16 protein-coding genes are annotated in these 16,565 nt (G+C 72.4%); 4 read left to right on the forward strand and 12 right to left on the reverse strand.

Annotation, left to right across the window (positions count from 1 at the left end; all coding sequences use genetic code 11):
- From tsaE to glmS, 6 genes are read right to left on the reverse strand one after another with little or no spacing between them, the layout of a single operon-like run.
- Positions 1 to 891: a tRNA (adenosine(37)-N6)-threonylcarbamoyltransferase complex ATPase subunit type 1 TsaE gene (tsaE, locus tag Q1B24_RS01770; protein WP_299922568.1), complete on the reverse strand. Its 891-nt coding sequence runs from the start codon at positions 889 to 891 to the stop codon at positions 1 to 3.
- On the reverse strand, positions 888 to 1,955 hold the full coding sequence (locus Q1B24_RS01775; RefSeq protein ID WP_299922570.1) for an alpha/beta hydrolase: 1,068 nt from the start codon (positions 1,953 to 1,955) through the stop codon (positions 888 to 890). The genes tsaE and Q1B24_RS01775 overlap by 4 nt, the downstream gene beginning before the upstream one ends.
- On the reverse strand, positions 1,952 to 3,121 hold the full coding sequence (gene alr / locus Q1B24_RS01780) for an alanine racemase (protein WP_299922572.1): 1,170 nt from the start codon (positions 3,119 to 3,121) through the stop codon (positions 1,952 to 1,954). The genes Q1B24_RS01775 and alr overlap by 4 nt, the downstream gene beginning before the upstream one ends.
- A gap of 8 nt (positions 3,122 to 3,129) precedes the next feature.
- A complete protein-coding gene (locus Q1B24_RS01785; RefSeq protein ID WP_299922574.1) occupies positions 3,130 to 4,530 on the reverse strand; it encodes an NAD(P)H-hydrate dehydratase in 1,401 nt (466 codons plus the stop codon).
- A 3-nt stretch (positions 4,531 to 4,533) separates the two neighbouring features.
- Entirely contained in the window at positions 4,534 to 4,887 is a 354-nt protein-coding gene (locus tag Q1B24_RS01790) for a holo-ACP synthase (RefSeq protein ID WP_299922576.1), read from the reverse strand.
- Between the two features lie 17 nt (positions 4,888 to 4,904).
- Entirely contained in the window at positions 4,905 to 6,749 is a 1,845-nt protein-coding gene (glmS, locus tag Q1B24_RS01795; protein ID WP_299922578.1) for a glutamine--fructose-6-phosphate transaminase (isomerizing), read from the reverse strand.
- Between the two features lie 65 nt (positions 6,750 to 6,814).
- Here glmS and coaA point away from each other — a divergent pair, with 65 nt between their 5' ends.
- The gene (coaA, locus tag Q1B24_RS01800; RefSeq protein WP_299922580.1) at positions 6,815 to 7,783 is read left to right on the forward strand and encodes a type I pantothenate kinase; all 969 of its coding nucleotides are present in this window, start codon (positions 6,815 to 6,817) and stop codon (positions 7,781 to 7,783) included.
- 49 nt (positions 7,784 to 7,832) lie between these two features.
- On the opposite strand, the gene Q1B24_RS01805 is transcribed toward coaA, so the two are convergent.
- Together Q1B24_RS01805 and Q1B24_RS01810 are read right to left on the reverse strand one after the other, a co-directional pair.
- Positions 7,833 to 8,792, reverse strand: coding sequence for a hypothetical protein (locus Q1B24_RS01805; protein ID WP_299922582.1), 960 nt, complete (start codon positions 8,790 to 8,792; stop codon positions 7,833 to 7,835).
- A gap of 161 nt (positions 8,793 to 8,953) precedes the next feature.
- Positions 8,954 to 9,946 carry a GNAT family N-acetyltransferase gene (locus tag Q1B24_RS01810; protein WP_299922584.1) on the reverse strand — a complete coding sequence of 331 codons (993 nt, stop codon included), beginning with the start codon at positions 9,944 to 9,946 and terminating at the stop codon, positions 8,954 to 8,956.
- A 140-nt stretch (positions 9,947 to 10,086) separates the two neighbouring features.
- On the opposite strand from Q1B24_RS01810, the gene Q1B24_RS01815 reads away from it, so the two are divergent.
- Positions 10,087 to 10,437 carry a hypothetical protein gene (locus Q1B24_RS01815; RefSeq protein ID WP_299922586.1) on the forward strand — a complete coding sequence of 117 codons (351 nt, stop codon included), beginning with the start codon at positions 10,087 to 10,089 and terminating at the stop codon, positions 10,435 to 10,437.
- Here Q1B24_RS01815 and Q1B24_RS01820 read toward each other — a convergent pair.
- From Q1B24_RS01820 to rplM, 4 genes are all read right to left on the reverse strand, one after another.
- Positions 10,434 to 10,964 carry a hypothetical protein gene (locus Q1B24_RS01820; protein WP_299922588.1) on the reverse strand — a complete coding sequence of 177 codons (531 nt, stop codon included), beginning with the start codon at positions 10,962 to 10,964 and terminating at the stop codon, positions 10,434 to 10,436. The two genes, Q1B24_RS01815 and Q1B24_RS01820, sit on opposite strands and share 4 nt — an antisense overlap.
- A 13-nt stretch (positions 10,965 to 10,977) precedes the next feature.
- Positions 10,978 to 12,324, reverse strand: a complete 1,347-nt coding sequence (glmM, locus tag Q1B24_RS01825; protein ID WP_299922590.1) for a phosphoglucosamine mutase — start codon at positions 12,322 to 12,324, stop codon at positions 10,978 to 10,980.
- 122 nt (positions 12,325 to 12,446) lie between these two features.
- Positions 12,447 to 12,947, reverse strand: a complete 501-nt coding sequence (rpsI, locus tag Q1B24_RS01830) for a 30S ribosomal protein S9 (RefSeq protein WP_299922592.1) — start codon at positions 12,945 to 12,947, stop codon at positions 12,447 to 12,449.
- Positions 12,948 to 12,961: 14 nt separating this feature from the next.
- Positions 12,962 to 13,405 carry a 50S ribosomal protein L13 gene (gene rplM, locus Q1B24_RS01835; protein WP_299922594.1) on the reverse strand — a complete coding sequence of 148 codons (444 nt, stop codon included), beginning with the start codon at positions 13,403 to 13,405 and terminating at the stop codon, positions 12,962 to 12,964.
- A gap of 257 nt (positions 13,406 to 13,662) precedes the next feature.
- Between rplM and Q1B24_RS01840 the strand changes: the two genes are divergently transcribed.
- A complete protein-coding gene (locus tag Q1B24_RS01840; protein ID WP_299922596.1) occupies positions 13,663 to 14,988 on the forward strand; it encodes an FAD-dependent oxidoreductase in 1,326 nt (441 codons plus the stop codon).
- Between the two features lie 137 nt (positions 14,989 to 15,125).
- Positions 15,126 to 16,430, forward strand: a complete 1,305-nt coding sequence (locus Q1B24_RS01845; RefSeq protein ID WP_299922597.1) for a citrate synthase — start codon at positions 15,126 to 15,128, stop codon at positions 16,428 to 16,430.
- Positions 16,431 to 16,565: the final 135 nt, after the last annotated feature.

Here is a 16,565-nt window from a genome sequence, read left to right on the forward strand (position 1 = left end):
CTACTGGCCGACGATCCAGCGCAGCGAAACCCGCCGCGGGTCGAGCTCGTCGGTGGCCGGCGCGTCGCCGACGGTGCGCTCGATGACGACCTCGAGGCGCGAGTCGGCCAGGCCCTCGGCCAGTCCCGCGCCCCACTCCACCACGGTCACGGCCGAGTCGAGGGAGGCGTCGAGATCGAGGTCGTCGAGCTCGTCGAGCCCGCCGAGCCGGTAGGCGTCGACGTGCACGAGGTCGGGCCCCTCGCCCAGGGCCGGGTGCACGCGGGCGATCACGAACGTCGGTGAGGTCACGCCGCCGCGCACGCCCAGGCCCTCGCCGAGGCCTTGGGTGAAGGTCGTCTTGCCGGCGCCCAGCTCACCCGTGAGCACCACCAGGTCACCGGCGACGAGGCCGGAGCCCACGCGGGCGCCGAGCGCGCGCATCGTCTCGGCGTCGGGGGCGTCGAACGTCGTGCCGAGCCACCGCGCGAGCTCGACGTAGGGGCTCGTGCCACCGGTAACGACGAAGTCGTGCGCCTCCCAGAAGGCGACGGTGCCGGGCAGCTCCTCGCGGGCGACGACGCGCACCGCCGAGCGCCCGGTGGCCGCCTCCACGGCCGCGTCCACCAGCGCGGAGGCCACTCCCCTGCCCTGCGCCGCGGGTGTCACGCCGAAGCGGCGCAGCACCAGCGCGCCGGGCGTGGGGTCGAGGACGACGCAGCCCACCGGCTTCCCGTCGAGGACGGCGAGCAGGCCGCCCCGCCGGGCCAGCAGCCGCCGGACGGAGTCGAGGTTCTCGCCGAGTGCATCGGCCGGCGGGTCCAGGACCGGTCGGGCGCCGAACGCCTCCTGCACGACCGCGAGGACGTCGGCGGCCGCCTCGGGACCGATCCGGCGTACGACGACGCTCACAGCAGGCCCTGCCCCTGGGCGAGGGAGATCAGGTCGTCGAGCTCGGCGGTGACCTGCTTGTGCCGCTCGAGCAGCACCATGTGGCCCGCGCCCTCGCACTCCAGCAGGCTCGAGCCCGGGATCCGGCTGTGCAGCTTGCGGCTGTGCCCGATGGAGGTGATCTTGTCCTCGGTGCCGCAGATGATCGACGTCGGCACGCGACCGAGCGGCTCGAGGTGGTCGAAGTGGTCGAGGGTCGCGAAGGCGGGGTAGAAGTCGGCGACCACCGCGAACGGCGTCGCGTCGAGCATCGAGAAGACGAACTCGACGTGCGAGGCGGGGACAGGGTCGGTGCCGAACGCGTAGCGGTCGGTGACGACGTCGGCGACGGCGTGGCCCCACCCGCGAGCGAGGTCGACGATCCTGTGGCCGCGGTCGAGGGTGCGCACGGCCCGACCGAGGAAGCGGCCGCCGAGGCCGAGGGGCAGCATCGGGAACAGGATGCGGCCCGGGTCGAGGCCGCCGGCCGTGGTGGACATCAGGGCAGCACCGACCACCGTGTCGCCGAACAGCTCGGGGTAGTGCTCGGCAAGCGAGATGACGCTCATCCCGCCCATCGAGTGACCGACGACGACGCAGCGTCCGGGGACCGTGTGCTCGATGACGCGGCGCAGGTCGTGACCGAGCTGCTCGAGCGTGCAGTGCTCCTCGTCGGAGCGCGCGGAGCGCCCGTGGCTGCGCTGGTCGTAGAAGACCGTGCGGACCTGGCCGCGGTAGGCGGCACGCTGGAAGTGCCAGGAGTCGAGGTTGAGCGAGTAGCCGTGCACGAAGACGACCGTCAGGTCGTCGTCGGTCGCGGGCACCCCGCCGAAGTCCTCGGGCTCGTCGATCTCGACGTGCAGGTCGACCGCGTCGTCGGCGACGACCACCCGCGGCGCGCTGTGGAGCTCGCCGAACCCCACCTCCTCGCCGGCGACACGGTTGCCGATGACGCGGTTCTGGCGCGCGATGCCCACGGCGCCGGCAGCAGCGGCCAGGCCGGCTGCGCCCACGACGGTGCCGAAGATGCGGCCCTTGATGCTCAACGGGTGGTCCTCACGGAGTCCTCGGTGTCGGTGTCGGTGTCGGTGTGGACGTGGCGGCGGGTCAGCCGACCGCCGACCCGGGTCACGATCTCGTAGCTGATCGTGTCGACGGCGTCGGCCCAGTCCTGGGCGGTGGGCTCGCCGAGGTCGCCCGGGCCGAAGAGGACGACCTCGGTCCCGGTCGGCGGCAGCTCACCGTGGAGCTCGACGACGAGCTGGTCCATGCACACCCGCCCGCGGATCGGTCGCTGCGAGTCGTCGACCCAGACGTGGGCGGTGTTGCCCGCGGCCCGTGGGACACCCTCGCCGTAGCCGACCGGCACGACGCCGACGGTGGTGTCCTCGTCGGCGTACCAGGTGTGCCCGTAGGAGACGCCCTCCCCGGCCCGCACGACCTTGCTCATCACCAGGCGTGCGCGCACGGTCATGGCGGGCCGGAGGCCGACGCGGGGGCTGGTGCCGGGCGCCGGGTCGAGGCCGTAGGTCGCGATGCCGCAGCGGACGAGGTCGAAGTGCGACGAGGGCCGCAGGAGCGTCGCGGCGGAGTTGGCGAGGTGAGTGACGTCGGGGTCGAGCCCGGCCGCGTCGGCCAACGCGAGCGCCTCGCGGAAGGCCGCCTCCTGGGCGTCGTTGGCCGGGTGGGCGGGCTCGTCGCTGGCGGCGAAGTGGGACCAGATCCCGGTGACGGTGATCCGCCCCTGCCGCTCGAGGTCGCTCGCGACCGCGAAGAGGTGCTCCCACTCCGAGCGGGAAGCTCCCCCGCGGGAGAGGCCGGTGTCGACCTTGAGCTGCACCCGGGCGGGGCCGACGGCGGCGATCTCCTCGAGCTCGGCCACGGAGTAGGCGGTCAGCTCGACCCCGGCCGCGACCGCGGCGGCGAAGTCGTCGCCGGGGGCGCTCAGCCAGCAGAGCAGGTGGCCGTGGTCGCCGGCGGCCCGCAGGGTGAGTGCCTCCTCGATGGTGGCCACCCCGAGCCAGTCGGCGCCGGCGTCGCGGGCGGCGGCGGCCACCTCGACCATGCCGTGCCCGTAGCCGTCGGCCTTGACGACCGCCATCAGCTGGACGGGACCGTCGACGCTCACGAGGTCCTTGAGGATGCGGACGTTGTGCCGCACGGCAGCGAGGTCGACCACGATCTCGGCGCGCGTGGGCACGGGATCGCTCATGCGTGCGATCATCCCAAACCTTCGAGGGTGTCGCGCACCAGCCGCGGGATCTGGACCGCGACCCGGCTCGCGGTCAGCGGTCCACCACCGGCCGCCTGGGTGGCGGCGGCCCCGTGCAGCCACGACCCGACCGACGCGGCGTCGTAGGGCGCGAGCCCCGCTGCCAGCAGGGCGCCGACCAGTCCGGCGAGCACGTCGCCGGCGCCGGCGGTGGCCAGCCACGGCACCCCGGTGGTGGTCACGCGCACCCGTCCGTCGGGGTCCGCGACGAGCGTGTGGTGGCCCTTGAGCAGCACGACGCAGCCGAAGCGCTCCGCCGCGGCGCGGGCGTGTGCGAGCGGCGAGGCCTCGACCTCCTCGCGCTCCGCCCCGAGCATCGCGGCCAGCTCGCCGGCGTGGGGGGTCAGCACGCAGCCGGGGACCGGGCCGTCCACGTGGCGCAGGGCGTCGGCGTCGACAACGACGGGTACGTCGTCGGCGCGGGCCTCGGCGAGCATCGCGCCGGCGTCGTCACCGCCGCCGGGGCCCACCACCCAGGCTTGGACCCGGCCCGCGCCGACCACCTCGGGGTGCGCGCTGCGGACGGTGTCGGCGATCGCCTCCGGACCGACGTAGCGCACCATCCCGACCAGGCCGGCGTTGGCTCCCGCCACGGCGAGCAGCGCAGCGCCCGGGTAGGTGCCCGAGCCTGCGCGGACGCCGACGACCCCGCGGGTGTACTTGTGGGCGACGTCGTCGGGTCGCGGGAGCAGGTCACGCACGTCGGCGGGCTGGAGCGCCTCGACGGCCGGCGGGCCGAGGTCGGTGGCGTCGAGGCCCAGGTCGACGAGGTGCACGGCGCCGCTGGCGAGGGACGCGGGGTCGACGAGGTGGGCGACCTTGTGGGTGCCGAAGGTGACCGTCAGGTCGGCGCGGACATGGGGTCCGTCGACGGTGCCGCCGTCGACGTCGACCCCCGACGGCACGTCGACCGCCACCACGGGTACCTCGGGGAACCGCTCCAGCGCCGCGACCGCGTCGGGACGGAGTCCGGGGCGACCCCCGATGCCGACGATGCCGTCGACCAGCACGTCCGGCTCGGAGGACAGGGCGTCGAGATCACGGACTGCGCGCCCTCCGGCACGCTCGAGCGCGGCCAGGCCGGCCGGGTGCACGCGATCGGCGAGGAGCAGCGCCTCGACCGCGGCGCCCCGGGCAGCGAGTCGTGCGCCGGCCCACAGCGCGTCACCGCCGTTGTCGCCGGGGCCGACGAGCAGCAGCACCCGCCGGCCGTATCCACCGCCGAGCAGGTCGAGCACCGCGGCGGCCAGGCCCGCGGCGGCGCGCTGCATCAGGGCGCCCTCGGGCAGGCGGGCCATCACGGCCGACTCGGCCCGGCGTACGTCCTCGACGAGGTGGGCGCGCAGCACGGCTCAGGACTCCAGGACCACGACGGCCGAGGCGATGCCGGCGTCGTGGGACAGCGAGACGTGGACGTGGGCGACCCCCATCGCCTCGGCGCGGGCGGCGACGGTCCCGCGGATCTCGAAGCGCGGGCGACCGGTCTCCTCGGAGACGATCTCGGCGTCGTGCCACGCCATCCCGACGGGCGCGCCGAGCGCCTTGGCGATCGCCTCCTTCGCGGCGAACCGCGCGGCCAACGACGCCGGCGGGCGCGACGCCTCGTCGTCGGTGAACAACCGTGCACGCAGGGACGGGGTGCGTTCGAGGGACTGGACGAAGCGGTCGATGTCGACCACGTCGATGCCCACGCCGATGACCGGCACGCGACTAGCCCCGGCCCTTACTCGACCGTGACGGACTTGGCGAGGTTGCGCGGCTGGTCGACGTCGTGGCCGAGCTGGGTGGCCAGCTCGCACGCGAAGAGCTGCAGCGGCACGACGGCGACGAGCGGCTGGAGCAGCACCGGCACCTGGGGCAGCGTGATCAGCACGTCGGCGTACGGCGTGATGGCGGTGTCGCCCTCCTCGGCCAGGCAGAGCGTGCGGGCGCCGCGTGCACGCACCTCCTGGATGCCACTGATCATCTTGTCGTGCAACTGGTCGCGGCCGCGGGGCGGCACCACGCACAGGATCGGCAGGCCCTCCTCCACCAGCGCGATCGGGCCGTGCTTGAGCTCGCCGGCGGCGAAGCCCTCGGCGTGGAGGTAGGCGATCTCCTTGAGCTTGAGCGCGCCCTCGAGCGCCACCGGGTAGCCCGCGTGGCGGCCCAGGAAGAGCACCGAGCGGCTGCCGACGTGGTCGCGCGCCAGTCCATAGACCTGCTCGGCCTTGGCGAGCACGGTCTCGATGTGGCCGGGCATCTGGTCGAGCTGGTCCATGACCTGCGAGATCTCGTCGCCGTAGCGGGTGCCCTTGACCTGCGCGAGGTAGAGCGCGAGGAGGTAGCAGGCGACGAGCTGGGTCAGGAAGCCCTTGGTGGACGCGACACCGATCTCGGGCCCGGCATGCGTGTAGATCACGCCGTCGGACTCGCGCGGGATGGTCGAGCCGTTGGTGTTGCAGATCGAGAGCACCTTCGAGCGCTGCTCACGCGCGTGGCGGATCGCCTGCAGGGTGTCGGCGGTCTCGCCGGACTGGCTGATCGCCACGACGAGCGTGGAGGCGGTGAGGATGGGGTCGCGGTAGCGGAACTCGCTGGCGAGCTCGACCTCCACCGGGATGCGGCACCAGTGCTCGATGGCGTACTTGGCCACCATGCCGGCGTAGAACGACGTACCGGCGGCGATGATGATGATCTTGTCGATGTCGCGCAGGTCCTGGTCGGACAGGCGCATCTCGTCGAGCTGCAGCAGGCCGTCGGTGCCGCGGCGACCGAGCAGCGAGTCGGCGACGGCGCGCGGCTGCTCGAAGATCTCCTTGCGCATGAACCAGTCGTGACCGTCCTTCTCGGCGGCCGAGAGGTCCCAGTCGACGTGGTAGCGCCGGCCCTCGGCGGGCGTGCCGTCGAAGCCCGAGACGCTGACGCCCTCGCGGGTGATGGTGACGACCTGGTCCTGGTCGAGCTCCATCGCCTCGCGGGTGTGCTCGATGAAGGCCGCGACGTCGGAGCCGAGGAAGTTCTCGCCCTCGCCGATGCCGACCACGAGGGGTGAGTTGCGGCGGGCCGCGACGACCCGGTCCGGGTCCTGCGAGTCGACGGCGACGAGCGTGAAGGCGCCCTCGAGGCCGCGGCAGACGTTCTGCATGGCGACCGTCAGGTCGACGCCGGTCTCGAGCTGCTCCTCCAACAGGTGGGCGGCGATCTCGGTGTCGGTGTCGGAGGCCATCTCGACGCCCTCGGACTCCAGGCGGGCGCGCAGCTCGGCGAAGTTCTCGATGATGCCGTTGTGCACCAGCGCCACCCGGCGCGCGCGGCCGAGGTGGGGGTGGGCGTTGCGGTCGGTCGGCGGGCCGTGGGTGGCCCAGCGGGTGTGGCCGATGCCGGTGGTGACCTGCGGCAGCGGGGAGTCGGCGATGGCCTTCTCGAGGTTGGCCAGCTTGCCGGCGCGCTTGTCCGACACGATCGTGCCGCCGTCGACGAGGGCGATCCCGGCGGAGTCGTATCCGCGGTACTCCAGGCGCCTGAGGCCTTCGATCACGACGCCTTCAGCCGGTTTGGCACCTACGTACCCGACGATTCCACACATGGCCGGGGAGTCTATCGGCAGGCCGCTGCACGCCTGCGCCCCCGTGCGGTGCCACAATCGCACCCATGTCCGAGGTCGCACCGCCCTCCAACGGTGGCGAGACCTCCCCCTACGTCGAGCTCGAGCGGGCGGCGTGGGCACAGCTGGCCGGCACGGCCGAGACGACGCTGACGCGCGACGAGGTCGCCCGGCTCCGGGGCCTCGGCGACCAGCTCGACCTGCGCGAGATCGAGCAGGTCTACCTCCCGCTCTCCCGCCTGCTGAGCCTCTACGTCGCGGCCAACTCCCGGCTCCACCGCGAGCAGGAGGAGTTCCTGCACCGCGTCACCCCGCCGCGTACGCCGTTCGTGATCGGCCTCGCGGGCTCCGTCGCGGTCGGCAAGTCGACCACCGCGCGCGTCCTGCAGCAGATGCTCGCCCACTGGCCCGAGCACCCCAACGTCGCGCTCGTGACGACCGACGGCTTCCTGCTCCCCAACGCCGAGCTCGAGCGCCGCGGGATCCTGCACCGCAAGGGCTTCCCGGAGTCCTACGACCGCCGGGCGCTGCTCAAGTTCGTCATCGACATCAAGTCTGGCCGCGACGAGGTCGAGGCGCCGATCTACTCCCACCTCGTCTACGACGTCCTGCCCGACGAGAAGGTCGTGGTCAAGCGGCCCGACATCGTCATCATCGAGGGCCTCAACGTGCTCCAGCCCGCGCGCGTGCGCGACGACGGCCGCACCGGTCTCGCGGTCAGCGACTTCTTCGACTTCTCCGTCTACGTCGACGCCGCGCTCACCGACATCAAGCGGTGGTACGTCGACCGCTTCCTGCGGTTGCGCGAGACCGCGTTCCGCGACCCGGCGTCCTACTTCCGCAAGTACGCCGCGCTCTCCCACGACGAGGCCGTCGACCAGGCCACCCGCATCTGGGACTCGATCAACGAGCCCAACCTCGTGCAGAACGTCGCCCCCACCCGCTCCCGCGCCAACCTCGTCCTCCGCAAGGACGCCGACCACTCCGTCCGCTACGTGCGCCTGCGCAAGCTCTGAGGCCTCGCCCGCGGACGTCATGGGAATCCGCGGTTCGAACCTCGATTTCTCATGACGTCCCGAGCGGGCAGCCGCGCGAGACCAGCGCGTCGATGATCTGGGCGAAGAAGTCGTCGGCCGCCGTGCGCAGACCCACCAGCGGCAGCCGCAGCACGATCGCGCGGTCCAGCGTGACGGCGTTGTGGCGCAGGGCGTCCGCGACGACGTTGGTCGCCCACTCGTGGTGGATGCCGTCGATCTCGACCACGACGCCCCACTCCTCCCAGCACACGTCGAGGTACCACCGGCCGTCCCGGCCCTGCCGGACGACCTGCCGGCTGGGCTCCGGCACGCCACGACGCCGGCACTCCTGGGCGAACTCGTGCTCGCCGAGCGAGCGCACGCCACCGAGGAGGTCGGTGATGACCGTGGTGACGAGCAAGCGCCGTCGGTCCCGCTTCACGGTCAGGACGTGGGCGCCGAAGCGGTCGGCGGTGGTCATGCGCTGCTGGACGGTCATGGTCAGCAGGAGCGTGGCCTGCTTGTCGCTGCGTGCCCAGAGCGCAGCCCGTACGCCGGCGACCTCGGGCCGGGTGCGCGGGATCCCGCTGGGTGCCAGGTCCGTCGTCAGCAGCCGTCGGGTCTGTCGGATGTCGACGCCCGCCGCCTTCCTGGCCAGGACGCCCCTCGGCACCGACACCCGGATGACGTCCTCGGTGTAGTGCTCCAGCCCGCCCGCGATGAGTGCGGACGCACCGTCGAGGCAGCCGCGGTCGCCGGACTCGAGGACTGCCGCCCACATCCGGCCCTCCTTCGCGAGCGGCCCGGTGTGCACGGCGATCGACTGGGTGTGGACCGGCCTCCAACGACCGCCGGTCAGGTGGGCGCCGAGCTCCCCGCACGTGATGCCGAGCCCGCGCAGCTGGTCGCGCGACACGACGCCTCCCTGGGCGTCTCCGACGACGCGCACGGCCGTACGTCGTTGGTCCCGCTCCTCGCGGCTGCGTGGGGCCTGTCCTCGTCCTGGCATCCGGCGATGCTCGCCGACGAAGCAGAGGTCGCCCCCGGTCACCGCGCTGGCCCTGTGGAGGGCGACGACGGGCAGGCGGTTGTGGACGACCAGTGGCTCGCCGCCTCACCGGGACGTCATGGGAATCCGCGGTTCGAACCTCGATTTCCCATGACGTCCGCTCACAGCTTCTTCTGCAGCTCCAGCAGCGTCTCGATGGTGCGGTAGCCCAGCGCCTCGTTGACGGCGAACATCTGGGTGTTGACCTCCGCGTTCGAGGTGTCGACGGAGACCAGGTCGGGGTACGTCGCCACCGCGAGGTCGTGGGTGGCGAGCTTGAGCACCAGCCCGAGCCGCCGGCCCCGGTGGGCGGGGTCGACGAGGGTGATGCCGACCTGCGCGTGCACCCGGTCGGTGTCGTCGACGCGTACGTCGCTCACGCCGGCCACGGAGCCGTCGGGGGCGAGCGCCATCGCGGTGTGCACGTGCCGGCCGACCGACACCTGCAGCTGCTCGGCCTCCCGGATCCTCTCCGGCGTCCACTCCGAGGCCCGGAGGTCGAGCTCGCCGAGCGGGATCTCGGAGAACAGCATCCCGAGCAGCCGCCCGAAGGAGCCGACGTGGTCGTCGGGGCAGACGGTGTCGAACGTGATGATCCGGTAGCCGTCGGGCGTCGGCGCCCGAGCCGCCAGCGACTCGCGACGGTCGAGGTAGTCGGCGACCGCGAGCTCCTTGATCGACTCGCGGCTGGCCACCTCGAAGCCCTGCGAGTGGGCGAACGCCTCCGCCGGTGCCGTTCCTCCTGGCGGCAGGTACGCCTCGGCGGTGAGGGTGGTGCGACCGTGCCCGCGCGCGAGGACCTCGATCTCGGCGAGCAGCGCCGACCCGATGCCCTCGCGGCGGCGGACGGCGTCGACGTACACCGCCGAGCCGGCGAGGTGCAGGTTGTCCTGCGAGGTGAGGATCGCCATGCCGGCACCGACCATCTCCCGGCCGTCGATCGCACCGAGGAGGGTGGTCGTGCGCTCGGGGTTCTCCGCCGGCAGCGCGACGCGGCTCTGCTCCCACACCGGCCACGGCTTCCCGGGCCGCTCGGCCGTGGCGGCGTGACCGACCTCCCACCACGCCCGCAGCGCCGCCTCGTTGCGGGGGTTGATCTGCTCGATGTCGACCACGTGGCGACCGTAGCCGCGCACCCGCGCACGCGCACGCCGATGTCTGAGGGCGTCGTGAGGGCCAGGTCGGGCCGCGGACGTTCACGGCGTCCTCAGATAACGGGGTGCGTGACCTGCTCCCGCTTTGGCAGGGTCGCCGCATGACGACCGCCTCACCCCTCCGCGACCGGCTGCGCGCAGCGATGCTCGACGCCCGGCGGGCACGCGACGCCGAGACCACCTCGACGCTGCGGACCGCCCTCGCGGCGCTCGAGAACGCCGAGGCAGTGCCCGCCGGTGCACGCGCTGGCGCGCTCGAGGACGCACCGGTCGGCGCCGGGGCCACCGAGGCGGAGCGGCGGCAGCTCACTGACGTCGACGAGCTCGCCGTCCTCGACGCCGAGATCGCCTCGCTCCTCGAGGCCGGACGGGCGTACGCCTGCTCGGTCCCCGAGCGCGCGGCCGCCGCCCGCAGGGCGGCGCAGACGTTGACGGGCCTGCGCGGCGACTAGCGGCGCGAGGCGCGCCGAAACCGCGCCGCCTCGATCCGGTCGGCCTCGCGGATCGCCGACCTCGCCATCACCCGTCCCCGCCAACGCACGATCGCTCCGATCACGAGGACGAAGACGGGCATGCCGATCCCCAGCCAGAGCCAGGTGGCGAGCGGTGAGCTCGTCTCCACCGACGAGCCGTCCGGCGAGACCCACAACGTCCAGGTGTCACCGACCTCACGTTGGGCGGGCCCTGAGCGACGGAACGTCGCGGTCCGCACGACGTCGCCCTCGGACCAGCGCAGCTCGTAGGAGGTCAGGGTGCGGTCGTCCTCCCCCGGGCGGGGGCCCTCGCGCACGGCGACGACCGTCGTCTCCTCCTGGTCGGTCCCGCCCAGCAGGTGAGCGCGCGTGCCCGGCATCAGGGCGACCAGCACCACGGCGAGCACCAGCCCGATCCCGACCCCGAGGACGACGTCACCAGGTGAGAGCCACCCGCGCTGCTGGGGCTCTCGCTCGTCGGAACCGGGTCGTGGGTCGCCGTTCACAGCAGGTCGCTGCCTACAGCGCCAGCTGGCGGCGTACGACGTCGGCGAGCCGCGAGGCGACGCCCTCGGCCTCGTCCTCGGTGGGCGCCTCGACCATCACCCGCACGATCGGCTCGGTGCCCGAGGGGCGCAGCAGGATCCGGCCCCGCTCCCCCAGCACGGCCTCCTCCTCCGCGACGGCCGCGGCCAGCACGGCGTCCTCGTCGGCGCGGGACTTGTCGACGCCGGACACGTTGAGGAGCACCTGCGGGAGCCGCGTCATCACGGAGGCGAGGTCGGCCAGCGACCGACCGGTGGTGGCCATCCGCTCCATGACGTGCAGCGTGGTGAGGATGCCGTCGCCCGTCGTGGCGTGGTCGCTGAGGATGACGTGGCCGGACTGCTCGCCGCCGAGGTTGTAGCCGGAGACCTTCATCGCCTCGAGGACGTAGCGGTCGCCCACCTTGGTCTGCCGCACCCCGACGCCGCCCGCGCGCATGGCGTGGACGAAGCCGAGGTTGCTCATCACGGTCGCGACGACCGTGTCCTTGGCCAGCCGCCCCTGCTCGAGCAGCGAGAGGGACAGGATCGCGAGGATCTGGTCGCCGTCGACGACGTTGCCCTCGGCGTCGACGGCGAGGCAGCGGTCGGCGTCGCCGTCGAGCGCGAAGCCGGCGTGGGCGCCGTGCTCGACGACGGCCTTCTGCAGGTCGCCGAGGTGGGTGGACCCGCAGTCGTCGTTGATGTTGAGGCCGTCGGGGTCGGCGTGGATCGCGATCACGGTCGCGCCGGCGTCCTCGAGCGCGCGCGGGCCGGCGGCGTGCGCGGCGCCCTCGGCGCAGTCGAGGACGACCTTGAGGCCCACCAGGGGGTGGCTGATCGTGCTCTCGAGGTGGGCGGCGTACTCCTCCACCGCGCTCTCGTAGACATCGACCCGGCCGACGGCGCCACCGGTGGGCCGCTCCCACGGCTCGCCCATGCGGCGCTCGATGGCGATCTCGATCGCGTCGTCGAGCTTGTGGCCGCCCCGGGCGAGGAACTTGATGCCGTTGTCGGGCATCGGGTTGTGCGACGCCGAGAGCATCACGCCGAGGTCGGCGCCGAGCCGGTCGGTCATGTAGGCCACGCCGGGCGTCGGCAGCACGCCCAGCAGCAGCACGTCGACCCCGGCCGAGGCGAGGCCCGCGACGACCGCGGCCTCGAGGAACTGCCCGGAGATGCGGGTGTCACGGCCCACCACGGCGAGAGGACGATGCCCCTCGAACTCGCCGCGGTCGGCCAGGACGTGTGCGGCGCAGACCGAGAGGTCGAGGGCCAGCTCGGCGGTGAGATCGGCGTTGGCCAGGCCCCGGACGCCGTCCGTGCCGAAGAGTCGCGTCATGGCCCGGGAGCCTACGGGTCGCGCACGCCCGCCGCAGAAACGAGGTCTGCCGGACGGGGGTGCAGATGCGACGAGGCCCGCACCGTCGTGACGACGGTGCGGGCCTCGAGGTGCAGGCTGGGTCAGCGCTTGCTGAACTGCGAGGCCTTGCGGGCCTTCTTGAGACCGGCCTTCTTGCGCTCGACGACGCGGGCGTCGCGGGTGAGCAGACCGGCCTTCTTGAGCGCCGGGCGGTTGGCGTCGGTGTCGATCCCGTTGAGGGAGCGCGCCACGCCGAGGCGCAGGGCACCGGCCTGGCCGGCGATGCCGCCGCCGTGGATGCGCGCGATCACGTCGAAGCGACCCTCGAGCTGAAGCTCGACGAACGGCTCGTTGGCGATCTGCTGGTGCAGCTTGTTGGGGAAGTAGCTGTCCATCGAGCGGCCGTTGATGGTCCACTCGCCGGTGCCGGGGACGATGCGCACGCGGGCGACGGCCTCCTTGCGGCGGCCGGTGGCCGCGCCGGGGGCGATGGTGGCCGGACGGGCCGGGGTGTCGGCCGAGGCGTCGCTCTCGGACGTGTAGGAAACGCCCTCGGCGTTGGCCTCGAAGGTCTCCTCGACCTCGGTGGTGTTCTCAGTCATCTGTGAGTCCTCAGTCACTGGGAGATCTGCGAGATCTCGAACGGGGTGGCCTGCTGGGCCAGGTGCGGGTGGTCGGGGCCGGAGTAGACCTTGAGCTTCTTCAGCACCTGGCGACCGAGCTTGTTCTTCGGGAGCATGCCCCACACAGCGCCTTCGATGGCCTTGCGGGCGTCCTTCTCCAGGAGCTCACCGAAGGGGGTGGCCGAGAGGCCGCCCGGGAAGCCGGAGTGGCGGTAGGCCATCTTGGTGGTCTTCTTCGACCCCGAGAGCGACACCTTCGAGGCGTTCACGATGATGACGAAGTCGCCCATGTCCATGTGGGGGGCGAAGGTCGGCTTGTGCTTGCCGCGGAGGAGGTTGGCGGTCTGGACGGCGAGGCGGCCCAGGACCACGTCGGTGGCGTCGATGACGTGCCACTCACGCTGGATGTCAGCGGGCTTGGGGCTGTACGTGCGCACGGCGGTATCCCGTTCTGGTTCGTTGGTCCCGGCCCTCGGACGAGGGCCGACTGGTGCTGCTGCGGCTTCTGACGAACACGGCCCGGATCGCTCCCCGGCTCCGCTGGGAGACTGGGGATGACGTCCGGATCTGCGCCCGGTCCCTGAGGGATCGGGCGCGGCAGGAGTCGCGACCAGCAAGACTACGGCTCACGCGCGAGGGGGGTCAAAACGAGGAGCGGGCACCCGGAGCGCGGTCGCGTGAGCACAATGGCTCCGTGCGCAACGGCGGCGTCTCCTTCTGGTGGCAGCAGGTCGGGCTGCCCACTCCCACCGACCGGCTCGAGGGTGACATGTCGTGCGACGTGGTGGTCGTCGGCGGCGGGCTCACCGGGCTGTGGACGGCGTACTACCTCGTCGAGGCCGATCCCGACCTCGACGTCCGCGTCGTCGAGGCGGAGTTCGCCGGCTTCGGCGCCTCGGGCCGCAACGGCGGGTGGCTCTCGAGCGAGCTCGCCGGGAGCGCGCGGACGTACGCCGCCGTGGCGGGCGAGGACGGCGTACGTCGCCTGCGTGACGCGCTGCGCGGCACGGTCGACGAGGTCGTCGGCGTGGCCGCGCGCGAGGGCATCGAGGCCGACATCGTCCGCAGCGGCGTGCTGAGCGTCGCGCGGTCGGAGGCGCAGCGCCAGCGCCTCGGCGGTGAGCTCACCGCGGCCCAGGTGGCCGAGCGGATCCGGGTGGCCGGCGCCGTGTCGGGCCACCTCGACCCCGACTGCGCGCGGGTGCAGCCCGCGAAGCTGGTGGCCGGCGTCGCCCGCGTCGTGCGGGAGCGCGGCGTACGCATCCACGAGGGCACCCGCGTCACGTCGGTCTCCCCCGGCACGATCGCCACCGAGCGCGGCACGCTGCGCGCCCCGGTGGTGCTGCGCTGCCTGGAGGGCTTCACCGCCGGGCTCTCCGGGCACCGGCGCGACTGGCTGCCGATGAACTCCGCGATCGTGGTCACGGCGCCGCTCACCGCGTCGCAGTGGCGCGAGATCGGGTGGGAGGGCGAGGAGCTGCTCGGCGACGAGGCGCACGCCTACTGCTACGCCCAGCGCACCGCCGACGGCCGCATCGCGATGGGTGGACGCGGCGTGCCCTACCGCTTCGGCTCGCGGACCGACGACGACGGCCGCACCCAGGACCGGACCGTCGAGCAGCTGCGCTCCACGCTGACGACCCTCTTCCCCTCGCTGGCCGGCGTGCGGCTCGACCACGCCTGGTGCGGGGTGCTGGGCGTGCCGCGCGACTGGAGCGCCAGCGTGGCCTACGACCCCGCGACGGGCCTCGGCCATGCCGGCGGCTACGTCGGCTCGGGCCTCACCGCCACCAACCTGGCGGGCAGGACGCTGCGCGACCTGGTGCTCGGCCACGACACCGAGCTGACCCGGCTGCCGTGGACCGGGCACCGGGTCCGGAGGTGGGAGCCGGAGCCGTTGAGGTGGGCCGGGGTGCACGCGCTGTACGGCCTCTACCGCGCCGCCGACCGTCGCGAGGACGCCGGCCTGGCACGCACCAGCCGCATCGCCCGGGTGGCCCACCGCGTCGCCGGACGGTGATGCCGTCCGGTGCCGCCGCACGTCCCACTGCTGGACACCTGATTCGCGGTCGTCACACGCCCCGGTCTAGGTTGAGGGGACCCCACAGACGTACACAAGACGCTCGAAACGCATCGAGCGCAGAGACAGGAGCCGACGTGACCGACGTTGCGGCCAAGGATTCCCTGACTGTCACCGACAACCGGACCGGTCAGACGTACGACATCGCGATCACCGACAACACGATCGCCGCCAAGGACCTCGGACAGATCCGCCTCGATGAGGAGCAGCCCGGTCTCGCGACCTACGACCCCGGGTTCGTCAACACCGCCTCGTGCCGCTCGTCGGTGACCTACATCGACGGCGACAAGGGCATCCTGGAGTACCGCGGGTACCCCATCGAGCAGCTCGCGGAGAAGTCCAACTTCCTCGAGGTGGCCTACCTCCTCATCCACGGCGAGCTGCCCACCAAGGAGCAGTACGACACGTGGGTGCACGAGATCACTTACCACACGTTCGTGCACGAGAACGTGAAGTCGTTCATGCAGGGCTTCCGCTACGACGCCCACCCGATGGGCATGCTGATGGCCTCCGTCGGCGCGCTGTCGACGTTCTACCCCGACGCCCGCAACATCAGCGACGCCGACAACCGGCACATGCAGATCGTGCGGATGATCGCGAAGATGCCGACCCTCGGCGCCTGGGCGTTCCGCCACGCGCAGGGCAAGCCCTACGTGTACCCGGACAACGACCTGGGCTACACCGCCAACTTCCTCTCGATGCTCTTCAAGATGAGCGAGTCGAAGTTCGAGGCCGACGAGCGCCTGGTGAAGGCCCTCGACGTGCTCTTCATCCTCCACGCCGACCACGAGCAGAACTGCTCGACCAACGCGGTCCGCTCGGTCGGCTCCTCGCAGGTCGACCCCTACTCCGCCGTCTCGGCGGGCGTGGGCGCGCTCTACGGCCCGCTGCACGGCGGTGCGAACGAGGCCGTGCTGCGGATGCTCAAGCGCATCGGCAGCAAGGAGAACATCCCCGCCTTCATCGACGGCGTGAAGGACGGCAACGAGCGCCTGATGGGCTTCGGGCACCGGGTCTACAAGAACTACGACCCGCGCGCGAAGATCATCAAGAAGTCCGCCGAGGACGTCTTCGAAGTCACGGGCACCAACCCGCTCCTCGACATCGCGCTCGAGCTGGAGAAGATCGCGCTCGAGGACGAGTACTTCGTCAAGCGCAAGCTCTACCCCAACGTGGACTTCTACTCGGGCCTGATCTACGAGGCCTTCCAGTTCCCGCCGGAGATGTTCACCGTGCTCTTCGCCATCGGCCGTACGCCGGGCTGGCTGGCGCAGTGGTCGGAGCTGGTGCAGGACAAGGACCAGAAGATCGCCCGCCCCAAGCAGATCTACACCGGCGACCGCGAGCTCACCTTCACCGCGGCGTCCGAGCGCTGGGCGTAGTCCCCGGCTCACCGTCGTACGCACAACGCCCCCGGCCTCATGGCCCGGGGGCGTTGTGCGTCGTGGACCTCGGGTCGTCCAGTGCTTCAACAGGACCGGGGCCGGTCACTACACTCCCGAGCACTCGGGGTGGCG

The organism is uncultured Nocardioides sp., from assembly GCF_947488025.1.
GTDB lineage: Bacteria > Actinomycetota > Actinomycetes > Propionibacteriales > Nocardioidaceae > Nocardioides.

Excerpts from the sequence above, each read along its gene's own strand:
- alr (WP_299922572.1), bottom strand. The coding sequence starts at position 3,121 with ATGAGCGATCCCGTGCCCACGCGCGCCGAGATCGTGGTCGACCTCGCT.
- Q1B24_RS01805 (WP_299922582.1), bottom strand. The coding sequence starts at position 8,792 with ATGCCAGGACGAGGACAGGCCCCACGCAGCCGCGAGGAGCGGGACCAA.
- Q1B24_RS01815 (WP_299922586.1), top strand. The coding sequence starts at position 10,087 with ATGACGACCGCCTCACCCCTCCGCGACCGGCTGCGCGCAGCGATGCTC.
- glmS (WP_299922578.1), bottom strand. The coding sequence starts at position 6,749 with ATGTGTGGAATCGTCGGGTACGTAGGTGCCAAACCGGCTGAAGGCGTC.
- glmM (WP_299922590.1), bottom strand. The coding sequence starts at position 12,324 with ATGACGCGACTCTTCGGCACGGACGGCGTCCGGGGCCTGGCCAACGCC.
- rpsI (WP_299922592.1), bottom strand. The coding sequence starts at position 12,947 with ATGACTGAGAACACCACCGAGGTCGAGGAGACCTTCGAGGCCAACGCC.
- coaA (WP_299922580.1), top strand. The coding sequence starts at position 6,815 with ATGTCCGAGGTCGCACCGCCCTCCAACGGTGGCGAGACCTCCCCCTAC.